General features: G+C 63.2%; 15 protein-coding genes. 11 read left to right on the plus strand and 4 right to left on the minus strand.

The features are described from left to right. Positions 1-333: 333 nt before the first annotated feature. The 5 genes from napE to HAP48_RS31945 are packed head-to-tail and all read left to right on the plus strand — an operon-like array spanning position 334 to position 4488. The gene (gene napE / locus HAP48_RS31925) at positions 334-519 is read left to right on the plus strand and encodes a periplasmic nitrate reductase, NapE protein (protein ID WP_175612372.1); all 186 of its coding nucleotides are present in this window, start codon (positions 334-336) and stop codon (positions 517-519) included. 17 nt (positions 520-536) lie between these two features. Further along, on the plus strand, positions 537-851 hold the full coding sequence (locus HAP48_RS31930; protein ID WP_420869827.1) for a chaperone NapD: 315 nt from the start codon (positions 537-539) through the stop codon (positions 849-851). A gap of 21 nt (positions 852-872) precedes the next feature. Then, the gene (napA, locus tag HAP48_RS31935; RefSeq protein WP_166203860.1) at positions 873-3386 is read left to right on the plus strand and encodes a nitrate reductase catalytic subunit NapA; all 2514 of its coding nucleotides are present in this window, start codon (positions 873-875) and stop codon (positions 3384-3386) included. Next, positions 3383-3853: a nitrate reductase cytochrome c-type subunit gene (locus HAP48_RS31940; RefSeq protein WP_166203861.1), complete on the plus strand. Its 471-nt coding sequence runs from the start codon at positions 3383-3385 to the stop codon at positions 3851-3853. Before napA ends, HAP48_RS31940 begins: the two co-directional genes overlap by 4 nt. Then, positions 3850-4488 carry a NapC/NirT family cytochrome c gene (locus HAP48_RS31945; RefSeq protein ID WP_166203862.1) on the plus strand — a complete coding sequence of 213 codons (639 nt, stop codon included), beginning with the start codon at positions 3850-3852 and terminating at the stop codon, positions 4486-4488. The genes HAP48_RS31940 and HAP48_RS31945 overlap by 4 nt, the downstream gene beginning before the upstream one ends. A 117-nt stretch (positions 4489-4605) precedes the next feature. On the opposite strand, the gene frc is transcribed toward HAP48_RS31945, so the two are convergent. The 3 genes from frc to HAP48_RS31960 form a co-directional block, all read right to left on the minus strand. Further along, positions 4606-5883 carry a formyl-CoA transferase gene (frc, locus tag HAP48_RS31950; RefSeq protein WP_166203863.1) on the minus strand — a complete coding sequence of 426 codons (1278 nt, stop codon included), beginning with the start codon at positions 5881-5883 and terminating at the stop codon, positions 4606-4608. Between the two features lie 65 nt (positions 5884-5948). Further along, positions 5949-7679 (minus strand): oxalyl-CoA decarboxylase, encoded by a 1731-nt coding sequence (oxc, locus tag HAP48_RS31955; protein ID WP_166203864.1) that lies wholly within the window; start codon positions 7677-7679, stop codon positions 5949-5951. A 90-nt stretch (positions 7680-7769) separates the two neighbouring features. Next, a complete protein-coding gene (locus HAP48_RS31960) occupies positions 7770-8465 on the minus strand; it encodes a GntR family transcriptional regulator (protein WP_051346457.1) in 696 nt (231 codons plus the stop codon). A gap of 216 nt (positions 8466-8681) precedes the next feature. Here HAP48_RS31960 and HAP48_RS31965 point away from each other — a divergent pair, with 216 nt between their 5' ends. Continuing rightward, the gene (locus tag HAP48_RS31965) at positions 8682-10811 is read left to right on the plus strand and encodes an acetate--CoA ligase family protein (protein ID WP_166203865.1); all 2130 of its coding nucleotides are present in this window, start codon (positions 8682-8684) and stop codon (positions 10809-10811) included. Between the two features lie 451 nt (positions 10812-11262). Then, the gene (locus tag HAP48_RS31970) at positions 11263-11565 is read left to right on the plus strand and encodes a hypothetical protein (protein ID WP_224496704.1); all 303 of its coding nucleotides are present in this window, start codon (positions 11263-11265) and stop codon (positions 11563-11565) included. A gap of 31 nt (positions 11566-11596) precedes the next feature. On the opposite strand, the gene HAP48_RS31975 is transcribed toward HAP48_RS31970, so the two are convergent. After that, a complete protein-coding gene (locus HAP48_RS31975) occupies positions 11597-11779 on the minus strand; it encodes a hypothetical protein (protein WP_210295583.1) in 183 nt (60 codons plus the stop codon). 185 nt (positions 11780-11964) lie between these two features. Here HAP48_RS31975 and HAP48_RS31980 point away from each other — a divergent pair, with 185 nt between their 5' ends. From HAP48_RS31980 to HAP48_RS50540, 4 genes are read left to right on the plus strand one after another with little or no spacing between them, the layout of a single operon-like run. Further along, positions 11965-12762, plus strand: a complete 798-nt coding sequence (locus HAP48_RS31980; protein ID WP_166203867.1) for a sterol desaturase family protein — start codon at positions 11965-11967, stop codon at positions 12760-12762. Then, positions 12749-13126, plus strand: coding sequence for a hypothetical protein (locus HAP48_RS31985; protein WP_166203868.1), 378 nt, complete (start codon positions 12749-12751; stop codon positions 13124-13126). Before HAP48_RS31980 ends, HAP48_RS31985 begins: the two co-directional genes overlap by 14 nt. Before the next feature lie 12 nt (positions 13127-13138). After that, positions 13139-13336: a hypothetical protein gene (locus HAP48_RS31990; RefSeq protein WP_166203869.1), complete on the plus strand. Its 198-nt coding sequence runs from the start codon at positions 13139-13141 to the stop codon at positions 13334-13336. A gap of 40 nt (positions 13337-13376) precedes the next feature. Further along, positions 13377-14165, plus strand: a complete 789-nt coding sequence (locus HAP48_RS50540; RefSeq protein WP_338028959.1) for a DUF6166 domain-containing protein — start codon at positions 13377-13379, stop codon at positions 14163-14165.

Raw genomic sequence — 14165 nt, forward strand, 5'->3', positions numbered from 1 at the left:
GTCGCAGCATCGCCGATCCCGCCGCGATCGATCGGAGTGAGCGGCTGTCCTGAATTCAATTTCGCTTCGCACCCCAAAACAAAAAGGCCGCCGGAAACCGGCGGCCTTTGAAATTTTGCTCCGTGAGAAGGTCGGCTTACTCCGCCGCCTGCTTGCGCGGCGGATCGAGCGCGAGGGATCATCGCGACGGTGGCCAAGATGTGTTCGCTGCGCGAGGCCGTTGTGCCGTTCATTGATCTGAATCAACGGTCGGCGGACCGTCGCGGGTTAAGTTGACGTCCAAGGCAGCGGCCCGGATGCCGTCCCCCAACGTCCCAAGTGAGAGACATGATCATGGTGGTCGCAGACGGCGACGCAGGTGCGCGGCGTCGCCAAACCCGGATGGAAATCTTCGCTTTCCTGTTCCTGACCGCCATCCTGATGCCGGGGCTCGCGGTCGCGACGGTGGGGTCATACGGACTGGCGGTCTGGATCTACCAAATGGTAGCCGGCCCTCCCGGTCCGCCGCCGCCGCATTGACAGGGAGAGACATCGTTGTGCTCAAGACCGCGATCAATCGCCGTACGCTGATCACCGGCCGCGCCTTGACGGCGGAGCGCGTCGTGGCGCCACCCGGCGGCGAGATCGCCAGCATCTTGGTCCAGGCCCGGCCCGAGCGCCTTGATGCGGTCGAGGCCGACATCCTCGCCCTTTCCGGCTGCGAGATTTTTGGCCGCGACCCCAGAGGCAAGCTCGTCGTGGTGGTCGACGCACCCAATGCTGGTGCGCTCGGCGCGACGCTGAACATGATCGCTCTGTTACCGCACGTCCATTCCGCCTCGCTCGTGTTTCACGCCATCGACGTCTGCTGAAATGCGCCGGGGAGACCAGCCATGACCGAAATCAAGATCGACCGTCGCCAGATGCTGAAGCTGGAGGCCGCCGCGATCGCCGCCGCGGCCGGTGGAATGCCGGTTGCGTCGGTCGCAGCAAACCTCGTCACCGAACGCGATGCCAGCGAACTCGACTGGAACAAGGCTCCTTGCCGCTTCTGTGGCACCGGCTGCAGCGTCATGGTGGCAACCAAGGACAATCGCGTCGTTGCCACCCACGGCGATATCAAGGCCGAGGTCAATCGCGGCCTCAACTGCGTGAAGGGGTACTTCCTCTCCAAGATCATGTACGGCCACGATCGCCTGACGCAGCCGATGTTGCGCAAGACCGACGGCAAGTACGACAAGAACGGAGACTTCACTCCGGTCTCCTGGGACGAAGCGTTCGCCGTCATGGCCGAGAAGTTCAAGGCGGCGCTGAAGCAGCGCGGGCCGAGCGGCATCGGCATGTTCGGCTCCGGCCAATGGACGATCTGGGAGGGCTATGCGGCTTCAAAACTGTTCAAGGCCGGCTTCCGCTCCAACAACATCGATCCCAACGCGCGCCACTGCATGGCCTCCGCCGTGGTCGGCATGATGCGTACCTTCGGCATGGACGAGCCGGCCGGCTGCTACGACGACATCGAGGCCACCGATGCCTTCGTGTTGTGGGGCTCCAACATGGCGGAGATGCACCCGATCCTGTGGACGCGGGTGACCGACCGCCGGCTGTCGGCGGCGCATGTGCGGGTCGCCGTGCTCTCGACCTTCGAGCACCGCTCGTTCGACCTCGCCGACATCGGGATCGTATTCACGCCGCACTCCGATCTCTACATCCTCAATGCGATCGCCAATCACATCATCAAGACCGGGCGCGTGAACAAGGATTTCGTCGCGGCGCATACCGTGTTCAAACGTGGCCAGACCGACATCGGCTACGGCCTGAGGCCAGAGCATCCGCTGCAGAAGAAGGCGACGGGCGCGGCCAAGGCCAACGATGCAACCGATATGACTTACGACGACTACGTCAAATTCCTCACCGACTACACGCTGGAAAAGGCGGCGATGATGTCGGGTGTGCCGCTCAATCGTCTGGAGGCGCTGGCCGAGCTCTACGCCGATCCGAAGACCAAGGTCGTCAGCTTCTGGACCATGGGTTTTAACCAGCACACCCGCGGCGTCTGGTGCAACAATCTGGTCTACAATCTTCACCTTCTGACCGGGAAGATATCGGAGCCCGGCAACAGTCCGTTTTCGCTGACCGGCCAACCCTCGGCCTGCGGCACCGCACGCGAGGTGGGTACCTTCTCGCATCGGCTCCCGGCTGACATGGTCGTCACCAACAAGGCGCATCGCGACAACGCGGAGGAGATCTGGAAGCTCCCGGAAGGCACGATTCCCGACAAGCCGGGCTATCACGCGGTGTTGCAAAGCCGGATGCTGAAGGACGGTCTGCTCAACGCCTACTGGGTGCAGGTCAACAACAATTTGCAGGCCGGTCCCAACATCAACGAGGAAACCTATCCGGGCTTCCGCAACCCCGACAATTTCATCGTGGTTTCGGAAGTCTATCCGACCGTCACTGCGCTCGGCGCCGACCTGATCTTGCCGACCGCGATGTGGGTGGAAAAGGAAGGCGCCTACGGCAATGCCGAGCGGCGCACCCAGTTCTGGCACCAGCTCGTCACCGCGCCGGGCGAGTCGCGTTCCGACCTCTGGCAGCTGATGGAGTTTTCCAAGCGCTTCAAGATCGAGGAGGTCTGGCCGGAAGAGTTGCTGGCGAAGAAGCCGGAGTATCGCGGCAAGACGGTGTTCGATGTGCTCTATCGCAACGGCCAGGTCGACAGGTTTCCGGTCTCCGACATCGCGCCGGGCTACGCTAACGATGAGGCCAAGGCGTTTGGCTTCTATGTCCAGAAAGGGCTGTTCGAGGAATACGCAAGCTTCGGCCGCGGCCACGGCCACGATCTCGCGCCGTTCGATGCCTATCACGGCGAGCGCGGACTGCGCTGGCCCGTCGTGAACGGCAAGGAGACCAAGTGGCGGTTCCGCGAAGGCTCAGATCCGTACGTCGGGCAGGGCAGAGGCGTGCAGTTCTATGGTTTTGCGGATGGCAAGGCGCGCATCTTTGCGCTTCCCTACGAACCGCCGGCGGAAGCGCCTGACAGCGAATACCCCTTGTGGCTCTCAACTGGCCGCGTGCTGGAGCATTGGCACTCCGGCACCATGACCCGCCGCGTGCCCGAACTCTATCGCGCGTTTCCTGAGGCCGTCTGTTTCATGCATCCGGATGATGCGCAGGAGGCCAAGCTACGACGCGGCGACGAGGTCAAGGTGATCTCTCGCCGCGGCTTTATCCGGGCGCGGCTGGAGACTCGTGGCCGCGACCGGCCGCCGCGGGGCCTGGTGTTCGTGCCCTGGTTCGATGAGTCGAAGCTGATCAACAAGGTGACGCTCGACGCCACCGATCCGCTCTCGCTGCAGACCGACTTCAAGAAATGCGCGGTGCGTATCGAGAAGGTGCTGCCCTCATGATCAGGAACCTGCGCATCGTCCTGCTCGTCCTGGCGATCGGGGCCGGCACCGGTACGTTGGCAGCGCAATCGCTGAATTCCGGGCTGCGCGGGCCGACGCCGCTCGATAATGAAGGCCCGGCTCCGCCAATGATGCCGACGCGCAACACGTCCGAGAGGGAGATCAGGAACTATCCCGAGCAGCCGCCCGTGATCCCGCATTCGATCGACGGCTACCAGATCGATCTGAACAGCAACAAATGCCTGTCCTGTCATGCGCGCGCCCGCACGGGCGAGTCGCAGGCGCCGATGGTCTCGATTACCCATTTCATGGACCGCGACGGCCAGTTCCTTGCGTCGATCTCGCCGCGCCGGTTTTTCTGCACCGAATGTCACGTACCGCAGAGCGTGAGCAACCCGCCCGTCAGCAACGACTTCGTCGACATCGACACCATGCTGAGCCGCGCGGCTCCGGGCGGCCGTCGATGAGCGCAACCGATTCGCAAACCTCGAAAGATGGTGTCCTCCGACGCGCATGGGCCTTCGCGCGCGAGCTGTGGGGTGTGCTGGTGCGGCCGAGCGCGGTGTTCGGGCTCGGTGTACTGGTGATCGCGGGCTTCGTCGCCGGCGTTATTTTCTGGGGCGGCTTCAATACCGCGCTCGAATTGACCAACACCGAAAAATTCTGCACCGGCTGCCACGAGATGCGCGAAAATCTGTTTGCAGAGCTGAAGTCGACCATCCATTTCTCCAATCGCTCCGGCGTTCGCGCCACCTGCCCGGACTGTCACGTTCCGCATAACTGGACCGACAAGATCGCGCGCAAGATGCAGGCCTCGAAGGAGGTCTGGGGCCATTTGTTCGGTGTCATCGGCACCCGCGACAAGTTCGCCGACAAGCGGCTCGAGCTCGCGCTGCATGAGTGGGCCCGTTTCAAGGCCAACGATTCGCTCGAATGCCGCAACTGTCACAGCGCGGAATCAATGGATATCACCAAGCAGTCCCCCCGGGCGTCGGTGGCGCACCAGCGCTTCCTGTTTACCGGAGAGAAGACCTGCATCGATTGCCACAAGGGCATTGCACATCACTTGCCCGACATGCGTGGGGTTGCGGGCTGGCAGTGAACGCCGGCTTCGCCGGGGACCCCAATGTCCCCATCGATTGGAGGAGCCGACGACCACCACAAACAAAAATGGCCGCGGTTGCCCGCGGCCATTTGTCGTTTGATCTGAGTGCAGCCGTTACTCCGCCGCCTGCTTGCGCGGCGGATCGAGTGCGCCGGAATCGTGGATCTCGGCGACCTGGTGGTCGGAGAAGCCGAGCACCTCGCGCAGGATCTCGTCGGTGTGCTCGCCGAGCAGCGGCGAACGCGCGACATCGCTCGGCGAATCCGACAGCTTGATCGGGTTGCCGACCGAGATGTACTTGCCGCGGGTCGGATGATCGACCTCGACCACGGTGCCGGTCGCGCGCAGCGACTGGTCTTCCGCGATCTCCTTCATCGACAGGATCGGGCCGCAGGGGATGTCGTCCTTGTTGAGGATCTCCATCGCCTCGAATTTTGTCTTCGTCATCGTCCACTGTTCGATGCGACCGAAGATCTCGTTCAGGCGGGGTAGGCGGGCCGGCGGCTTGGCGTAGTTCGGATCGGTCTTCCAGGTCGGCTCGCCGATCACGTCGCAGATCTTCTCCCAGACCGGGGCCTGGGTGATGAAGTAGATGTAGGCGTTCGGGTCGGTCTCCCAGCCCTTGCACTTCAGGATGCGGCCGGGCTGGCCGCCGCCGGAATCGTTGCCGGCGCGTGGCACGGCGTCGCCGAACGGAATGCCTTCGCCGAACTGGCTGTATTCCTTCAGCGGGCCGTGGGCGAGGCGCTGCTGGTCGCGCAGCTTGACGCGGGCGAGATTGAGCACGCCGTCCTGCATCGCCGCGGTGACGCGCTGGCCCTGGCCGGAATGGGTGCGCTGATAGAGCGCGGTGACGATGCCGAGCGCGAGATGCAAGCCGGTGCCGGAGTCGCCGATCTGCGCGCCGGTGACCAGCGGCAGGCCGTCGCGGAAGCCGGTGGTCGAGGCGGCGCCGCCGGTGCACTGCGCGACGTTCTCGTAGACCTTGCAGTCCTCATACGGGCCGGGGCCAAAACCCTTGATCGAGGCGACGATCATCTTCGGGTTGATGGCGTGGATCTTCTCCCAGGGGAAGCCCATGCGATCGAGCACGCCGGGGCCGAAATTCTCGACCAGCACGTCGCAACTCTTGATCAGCGCGGTCAGCACTTCCTTGCCCTTCGGGTTCTTGGTGTCGAGCGTGATCGAGCGCTTGTTGTGGTTCAGCATGGTGAAATACAGGCTGTCCACGTTCGGAATGTCCTGCAGCTGGCCGCGCGTGATGTCGCCGACGCCGGGACGCTCGACCTTGATCACGTCGGCGCCGAACCAGGCCAGCAACTGCGTGCAGGTCGGACCCGACTGGACGTGGGTGAAATCGAGAATGCGAACGCCCTTGAGCGCCTTGGTCATATCGTTTGCTCCGTGTACTCTGGTCTACCCCTGCACCCGCAGGGAAAATGGGTTGAAGGGGTGGCTTACTTTTTCTTCAGAACGCTCTGCGGATTGAGGTTGCCGATGCGGCCGCTCTCCGAGCCCGCTGCCGGATCGATCACCGCGTTGATCAGCGTCGGCTTGCCGGAATCCAGCGCCGCATTGACCGCGCGCTTCAGCTCGTCGGGGGAGGTGGCGTTGACGCCGACGCCGCCGAACGCTTCCATCATCTTGTCGTAGCGCGAGCCCTTGACGAACACGGTGGTCGCCGGATCGTCGCCGGCAACGTTGACGTCGGTGCCACGATAGATGCCGTCATTATTGAAGATCACGATGCAGATCGGCAGCTTGTAGCGGCAGATGGTCTCGACCTCCATGCCCGAGAAACCAAACGCGCTGTCGCCTTCGACCGCGAGCACGGGCAGGCCGGTCTCGACCGCAGCCGCGATCGAATAGCCCATGCCGATGCCCATCACGCCCCAGGTGCCGACGTCGAGCCGCTTGCGCGGCTTGTGCATGTCGACGACGCCGCGGGCGAGGTCGAGCGTGTTGGCGCCTTCGTTGACGAAGATGGTGTCCGGACGTTCCGCGATGATGGCGCGCAGCGCGCCGAGCGCACCGTGATAATCCATCGGCGAGGCGTTGCTCATCAGCTTCGGCGCCATCTTGGCGACGTTGTCGTCACGCTTCTTCGCCACCGTGGCGAGCCAGTCGCTCGGCGCGGCCGACCAGTTCGCACCCATCGCGTCGAGGAACGCGGACACGCAGGAGCCGATATCGCCGACCACGGGGGCGACGATCTCGACGTTGGAATCCATTTCCTTCGGCTCGATATCGACCTGGATGAACTTCTTCGGGGCCTCGCCCCAGGTCTTGCCCTTGCCGTGCGAGAGCAGCCAGTTGAGGCGGGCGCCGATCAGCATCACGACGTCGGCGTCCTTCAGCACGGTCGAGCGCGCAGCACCTGCGCATTGCGGATGCAGATCGGGCAGCAGGCCCTTGGCCATGCTCATCGGCAGGAACGGCACGCCGCTCTTCTCGACGAAATTCTTGATCGCCTCGTCGGCCTGCGCGTAGGCCGCGCCCTTGCCGAGGATGATCAGCGGACGCTTTGCGCTCTTAAGCACGTCGAGCGCGCGCTTGACGGATGACGGGGAGGGGATCTGCTCCGGCGCCGCGTCGATCACCTTGACCAGCGATTTCTGGCCGGCGTCGGCGTTCATCACCTGCGAGAACAGTTTTGCGGGCAGGTCGAGATAGACGCCGCCCGGGCGGCCCGACACCGCGGCGCGGATCGCGCGCGCGAGCCCAATGCCGATGTCCTGGGCGTGCAGCACGCGGAACGCCGCCTTGCACAGCGGTTTGGCGATCGCGAGCTGGTCCATCTCCTCATAGTCGCCCTGCTGCAGGTCGACGATCTCGCGCTCGGAGGAGCCGGAGACCAGGATCATCGGGAAGCAGTTGGTGGTGGCGTGGGCGAGCGCCGTGAGGCCGTTGAGGAAGCCGGGTGCCGATACCGTGAGGCAGACGCCGGGACGCTTGGTCAGGAAGCCGGCGATCGATGCCGCATAGCCGGCGTTCTGCTCGTGGCGGAACGAGAGCACGCGAATGCCCGCCGCCTGGGCCATGCGGCCCAGGTCCGTGATCGGGATACCCGGCACACCATAGACGGTGTCGATGCCGTTGAGCTTGAGCGCATCGATGACGAGATGGAAGCCATCGGTCAGCTCTTGCTCGGTGCCCGGTGCCTCGGACTTCGTAGCGGTATTCAGCATCGGCATCGTCTCCCTGGTCGTTCTTGTTCGGACGATCTGAATGTCGTCTGAAGCGTGTGTGAACTCTAAGTCTTAGGTGAACAGTTCTCTCTACGTGAATAGCTCTTGGCCGTGCGCCTCGACATAGGCGGCAAGGCCAAGCGTGTGATCGCGGGCGCGCTTTTCCGCGAGTTCGGTGTCGCGCGCCTCAAGTGCCTCGATGATCCCGAGATGCTCGGGCAGCGAGGTCGCGGTACGGTCCTTGCGGCCGATCGTGAGCTGGCGATAGCCGCGCACATGCAGCAGCAGGTCATTGGTGAGGTCGACCAGCACAGGTGATTCCGACAGCGAGATCAGCGCCTGGTGGAAGGCGATGTTGGCCTTGGAATATTCCTCGACGTGATCCTGCGGCAGGCGATCGTCGCTGAAATCCTTGAAGAAGTCGCGCAGCGACGAGATGTCCTTCTTGCGCGCGGTGGTCGTGATCAGGCGCGCCGCCATGCTCTCCAGCGCCGCCCAGGCGCGGATCATGTCGACGATCTCCGCCTTGGTGCGGCGGACCACCACGATGCCGCGGCGCGGCACGGTCTTCACGAAGCCGTCCTGCTCGAGCATCGCGATCGCTTCGCGGATCGGCGTGCGACTGACGCCGAGACGCTCGGACAATGCGCGTTCGTCGAGCATCACCGGCTCCGGCGTCGCGTAGATGTCCATCTTCAGGATCGCTTCCTTCAAGGCCTCATAGGCCTTGTTCTTGAAGCTGGTCTCCGGCGCGATCCGGACGATGGCGATATCTGTGTCAGCCATGTTGGGTGACGCCTTGGTCTGTTTCGGTTCTGGCACGACTCGTCTCCTCCTCTTGGAGACGTCTTCTTAGCAGAAGAAATACCCTAGATTTTTGGCATGCCAAATACCAGGATGTCAAGCTGCCTATATTTTTCGATATTTTTCGACATCAAGCGACCTTGACAATTACGTTTTTGGCATACCAAATGCCACGAAATCTGTCCCAGGAGGAAGCCAATGTCAAATTCTAAGGATGCGGTCCGCAAAATTCTCGATGCGGTCAAGGCCGACAAGCGCACGAGTCTCACCGCGCCCGAAGGCAAGGTGGTGTGCGATGCCTACGGCATTCCGGTGCCGAAGGAGGGCGTTGCCAAGTCGGCGGCCGAGGCCGCCCGGATCGCTTCCGACATGGGCTTCCCGGTCGTGATGAAGATCGTCTCGCCCGACATCCTCCACAAGACCGAGGCGGGCGGCGTGGTGGTTGGCGTCAAGACCGCGGCGGACGCCGAGAAGAGCTACGAGACCATTCTCGCCAACGCCAAGAAATACAAGGCCGATGCCAAGATCGACGGCATCCAGGTCCAGCAGATGCTGGGCGGCGGCACCGAGGTGATCGTCGGCTCGATCACCGACGGCTCGTTCGGCAAGCTGGTCGCCTTCGGCCTCGGCGGCGTGCTGGTCGAAATCCTCAAGGACATCACCTTCCGCCTCGCGCCCGCGACCAAGGACGATGCGCTGTCGATGCTCGACGGCATCCAGGCCCATGAGATGCTGAAGGGCGTGCGCGGCGGTGAGCCGGTCAATCGCGAGGCCCTCGCCGACGTCATCGTCAAGGTGTCGCAGCTGGTCAGCGATTTCCCCGAAATCGTCGAGCTCGACCTCAATCCGGTGTTCGCCACCAGCAAGAACGCGATCGCGGCCGACGTCCGCATCGTCGTCGACTTCGACTACAAGCCGCGCCCGGCGCCGCGTCCGACCGAGGAGATCGTCGCGGCGATGAGCCGCATCATGCAGCCGCAGGGCGTGGCCGTGATCGGCGCCTCCGCCGAGGACGGCAAGATCGGCAACTCGGTGATGAAGAACCTCATCAACGGCGGCTACAAGGGCGATATCTATCCGATCCACCCCAAGGCCGAGGAAATTCTCGGCTACAAGGCCTACAAGAGCGTCAAGGACGTCCCCGGCGTGATCGACACGGCGGTGTTCGCGATCCCCGCGAAATTCGTTGCCGGCGCGCTCGCCGAATGCGGCGAGAAGAAGATCCCCGGCGCGGTGCTGATTCCCTCGGGCTTTGCCGAAGCCGGGGCGCCCGAGCTGCAGGCCGAGATCGTCGAGGTCGGCAAGAAGTACAATATCCGCCTGATGGGGCCGAACATCTACGGCTTCTACTATACCCCGGCCAATCTGTGCGCGACGTTCTGCACCGCCTATGACGTCAAGGGCCACGCCGCGCTGTCGTCGCAGTCGGGCGGCATCGGCATGGCGATCATCGGCTTCTCGCGGTCGGCCAAGATGGGCGTGTCGGCGATCGTCGGCCTCGGCAACAAGTCGGATATCGACGAGGACGATCTGCTCGCCTTCTTCGAGCAGGATCCCAACACCAATCTGATCGCGCAGCACTGCGAGGACCTGAAGGACGGCCGCGCCTTCGCCGAAGCCGCCAAGCGCGTCTCCAAGAAGAAGCCGGTGGTCGTGCTCAAGGCCGGCCGCACCTCGGCCGGCGCCAAGGCTGCCTCGTCGCACACCGGCGCACTTGCCGGCAACGACAAGATCTACGAGGACGTGTTCAAGCAGTCCGGCGTGATCCGGGCCCGCAGCCTGCGGCAGCTGCTGGAATTCGCCCGCGGCGTGCCGGTGCTGCCGACGCCGAAGGGCGAGAACGTGCTGATCATCACCGGCGCCGGCGGCTCCGGCGTGCTGCTCTCCGACTCCGTGGTCGACAACGGCCTGTCGCTGATGCAGATGCCGCCGGATCTCGATGCCGCTTTCCGCAAGTTCATCCCGCCGTTCGGCGCGGCCGGAAATCCTGTGGATATCACCGGCGGCGAGCCGCCGATCACCTATGTCAACACGGTGAAGCTCGGCCTCTCGGATGAGCGCATCCACGCGCTGATCCTCGGCTACTGGCACACCATCGTGACGCCGCCGATGGTGTTCGCGCGCAACATGGTCGAGGTGAAGAAGGAGATGGAGGCGAAGGGCTTCGTCAAGCCGATCGTCGCCTCGCTCGCCGGCGACGTCGAGGTCGAGGAAGCCGCCGAATATCTCTACCAGAACGGCATTCCGGCCTACGCCTATTCGACCGAGCTGCCGGTCGAGGTGCTGGGCGCCAAGTACAAGTGGGCGCGCGGCGCGGGCCTGCTCTGATCGTCTGATCCATCGAAGACCACAGGCCGCCTCGGACATCGTCCGGGGCGGCCTTTTTATTGAGTCACCCCGTCTGAGCCTTGCCGCCGAGGTGAGCGGGAAAGCGCGGCATCGGCCCGATCGTTGATGCTGGCCTGTTTTATCCCCTAGTGGCCTAGTTTGATTTTTGGAGTGGCCTGTTTTGAATTAACCGAACGGCAACCAAGGCTTGGCCGTTGTTCTCGGTAGGACTACTGGATCGCGCACCGGATGTTCTGGCCTTAGCAATCCTTATGGTCCGCCAAGTGTTCTCTCCCACGATCTAGATCGAAGGGCCTAGTCCTGATCCCAGGGTTCTCCGTGGGTGAACGGAGCTCCAGCAAGCCAAGGCGCTGCTATCGTCCCCCATAGCATTCCAAATGGAATAAGCCCGCCATCGCAGGGGTTGAAAGCTGAGGGAGGTCGAGCAGCCATGGAAAGTGAAAGCACGCCTTCAACGGGTGAAACCGCGTGGGAAGCGTTGACATTTGATGAGCCGGTCAACGTCGCGCTAGCCATATGGGCCGCGCTATTGGTGGCCCACGTCGTTGCAGCGTCGGTGTATTATTGGCGGGAGCAGCGAAGCCCGGAATGGTTGGCCGCTCTTGCGATTGTGGCCTACTGGCCGATCTTGGTGCTGATCACATGCCTAGGTCTTGCTTTTAAGCACCTGATCCGACCGCTGATCCGGCTAATCAAGCAGTTTAGGCGGCGGTCCGAGGCCGCCCATGAGTAGGGCGCCTCAGTTGGCGGCCTCTTTCCGTTTGTTAGTAAGACTGCGCGGGAGTTATTCCAAGCAATTGATGGGCTTTCTCCGGCGTCATATGAGCGATCTGATCGTCATCGAAGCCCTTCTGCCGTAGCGCTTCCTTTTGAGCCTGCGTAATCATGAAGGGCACTTGCGCGCTCTGTTCTTTTTTCTCCCAAGGCATCGGCGCTGGGGTCATCATCCACAGTGGCCTATTCATGCCAGCACCCGGTCGTTCGAAAACCAGCCCAGGCTTCCTGCTCCGTCTTGCGCGGGTTCCGCGCGCCATCCCTTTTCCCGATCGCGTTCGGCCCAGCAAGGCAGCTTGCCTTTCGCATCTGATGTGCTACTGATATGTTAGATGAGGGATGATGGAGGGGAGCCGCGATGGAGTTGGCTGCAACAGGGATGACCGACCGCCAGCGCAAATATCGCGCGACCTATCGCGAGCGCGTGGTGGGCTGGTACAATGGCTGGCTGCACGTCGTGCTGATCTACACGATCGGCTTCACGGCGCTGTACGTCTACCTGGCCAATGTGCACGACGTGAAGTGGTGGGAATACCTCACTATTCCGGCGGTCTTCCTGATTGCAAACTTCTTCGAATGGGCGGTGCATCGCTTCGTCATGCACCGGCCGTCGAACGTGCCGCTGCTGCGCGCGATCTACAGCCGCCACACGCTGATGCACCATCAGTTCTTCACCGAGGAGGAAATGCGCTTTGCCGATCATCACGACTGGCGCGTCACCTTCTTCCCGCCTTATGCGCTGGTGGTGTTCACCCTGATGTCGATCCCGCCGGCGATCGTCGCCGGTCTCGTGATCTCGGCGAATATCGGTTGGCTGCTGATCACCACGACCACGTCGATGTACCTGATCTACGAATTCATGCACTTCTGCTGCCACGTCGAGGAAAATGCCTTCGTGCGCAACATGCCGTTCGTCAACACCATCCGCCGGCATCATACCGCCCATCACAACCAGTCGATCATGATGGAGCGGAACATGAACCTGACCTTCCCGGTGATGGATTGCCTGTTGGGCACCTCCGATCTCAATCGCGGCCTGCTCGGCCACATCTTCAACGGCTACAGCACGCGTTACGTGAAGACCGACATGCGACGGACGGCGAGGACGCCGCGGGTCGTGGTGAAGGAGCAATCGGTGCCGCATGCCGCAGCTTGAACCAAATCTCGTAGGCCTCGCCTGGTTCGGCCTGCTGTGGAGCGTGTGCTGTATCGGCTTCCTGCAGCTGGCCGGGATGTATCCGCTGCGTGGACGCGCCGTTCTGCCGGTGACGGTGACGACGATATTGTGGGTGATGTTGCTCGCCGGCACGCTGGCATTCGCCCTGGTCGAGCTGCGCTGGACCACGGTCGTTGTCGTGGGCGGTGTGTTGTTCCTGTTCCTGCCCGGGCTGTTTCAGGCGCTGCCGGAATGGTGGCGCGACGGACGGGCGGGATTGCGCCTGTCCTGCTGCGCCATGATTGCGGCGCTTGCGCTGCTCGTCGGCGTGGCTGCACCGTCTTTTCACATCTGGATGACCTGAAGGGAGGTCTCGATGCCAAGCCACATCAAGCTCATGCTGTCGCTGGCGTGCCTTGCCACGGCGGCCTGCGGATACTTTTTCATGGTCTATCTGGGACAGCGGGGACCGAGCTACGCCGTTGCTTTCCTCGGCGTGTTTGCCACGGTCGCGATGTGGATATTCCCCGAGGTCGTCAAGAAGGACCTCACGATGCGTCCGCCAAGATCCTGACAGGGATCCTGATATGATGCGGCAGCACAGGGAGGATCCGATGGCGAGCTATACCGGGGACCGCACCATCGACGGCATTTCCGTGCTGGTCGACGGCGCGCCGCTGTCACAGCATTACGACCAGCTTCGGCTCACCGAACACGGTTTTGAATGGAGCTATGAGGGGCCGGAGCCGGCACAACTGGCCTTCGCGCTGCTCTATGATCATCTGCACGACGCCGCAGCGGCGAAGGCGCTGCACGAAGCGTTCATGCAGCGCGTCGTCGCCAATTTCGACAATGAGTGGGAACTTTCCTCCGCCGATCTCGACGAGGCGGTCGCGGCGCTGCGGTCCGGGCGGACCCGGCTCGCCGGCGCCGGTGCGATCATCGCGGTCGACCTCGATGATGCAAAGCTTGCGCTGGCGCGGCAGCTCGGCGCGACGCACGCCGTCAACGCGGCGCGCGAGGACCCGGTCCAGTTCGCAAAGCAGGCGACGCGCGGGCGGGGTGCTGACGTCATCCTCGAGGCGGCGGGCCATCCGCTGGCGTTTCGGCAGACCGCGGAGGCGGTGCGGCCGGGGGGTGAGGTGATCTGGCTCGGCAAGATCGACGTCACGCAAGACGTGAGTTTCCGCTGGGGAGCGTTGATGGGCGAGAAGCGATTTCGCCGCTCGAGCTACGGCGGCGCGCGGCCACGGCGCGACTTCCCTTTGCTGGCGCAGGCCTATCTCGACGGCAGGCTCAAGCTCGACGAACTGATCACCGGCCGCTGCACCCTCGACGGCATCAATGATAGCTTCGAGGCGTTGCGGCGCGGGCGGTCGATCCGCACGGTGGTCGAGTTCTAG

The organism is Bradyrhizobium septentrionale (genome assembly GCF_011516645.4).
In the GTDB taxonomy this organism is placed as follows: domain Bacteria; phylum Pseudomonadota; class Alphaproteobacteria; order Rhizobiales; family Xanthobacteraceae; genus Bradyrhizobium; species Bradyrhizobium septentrionale.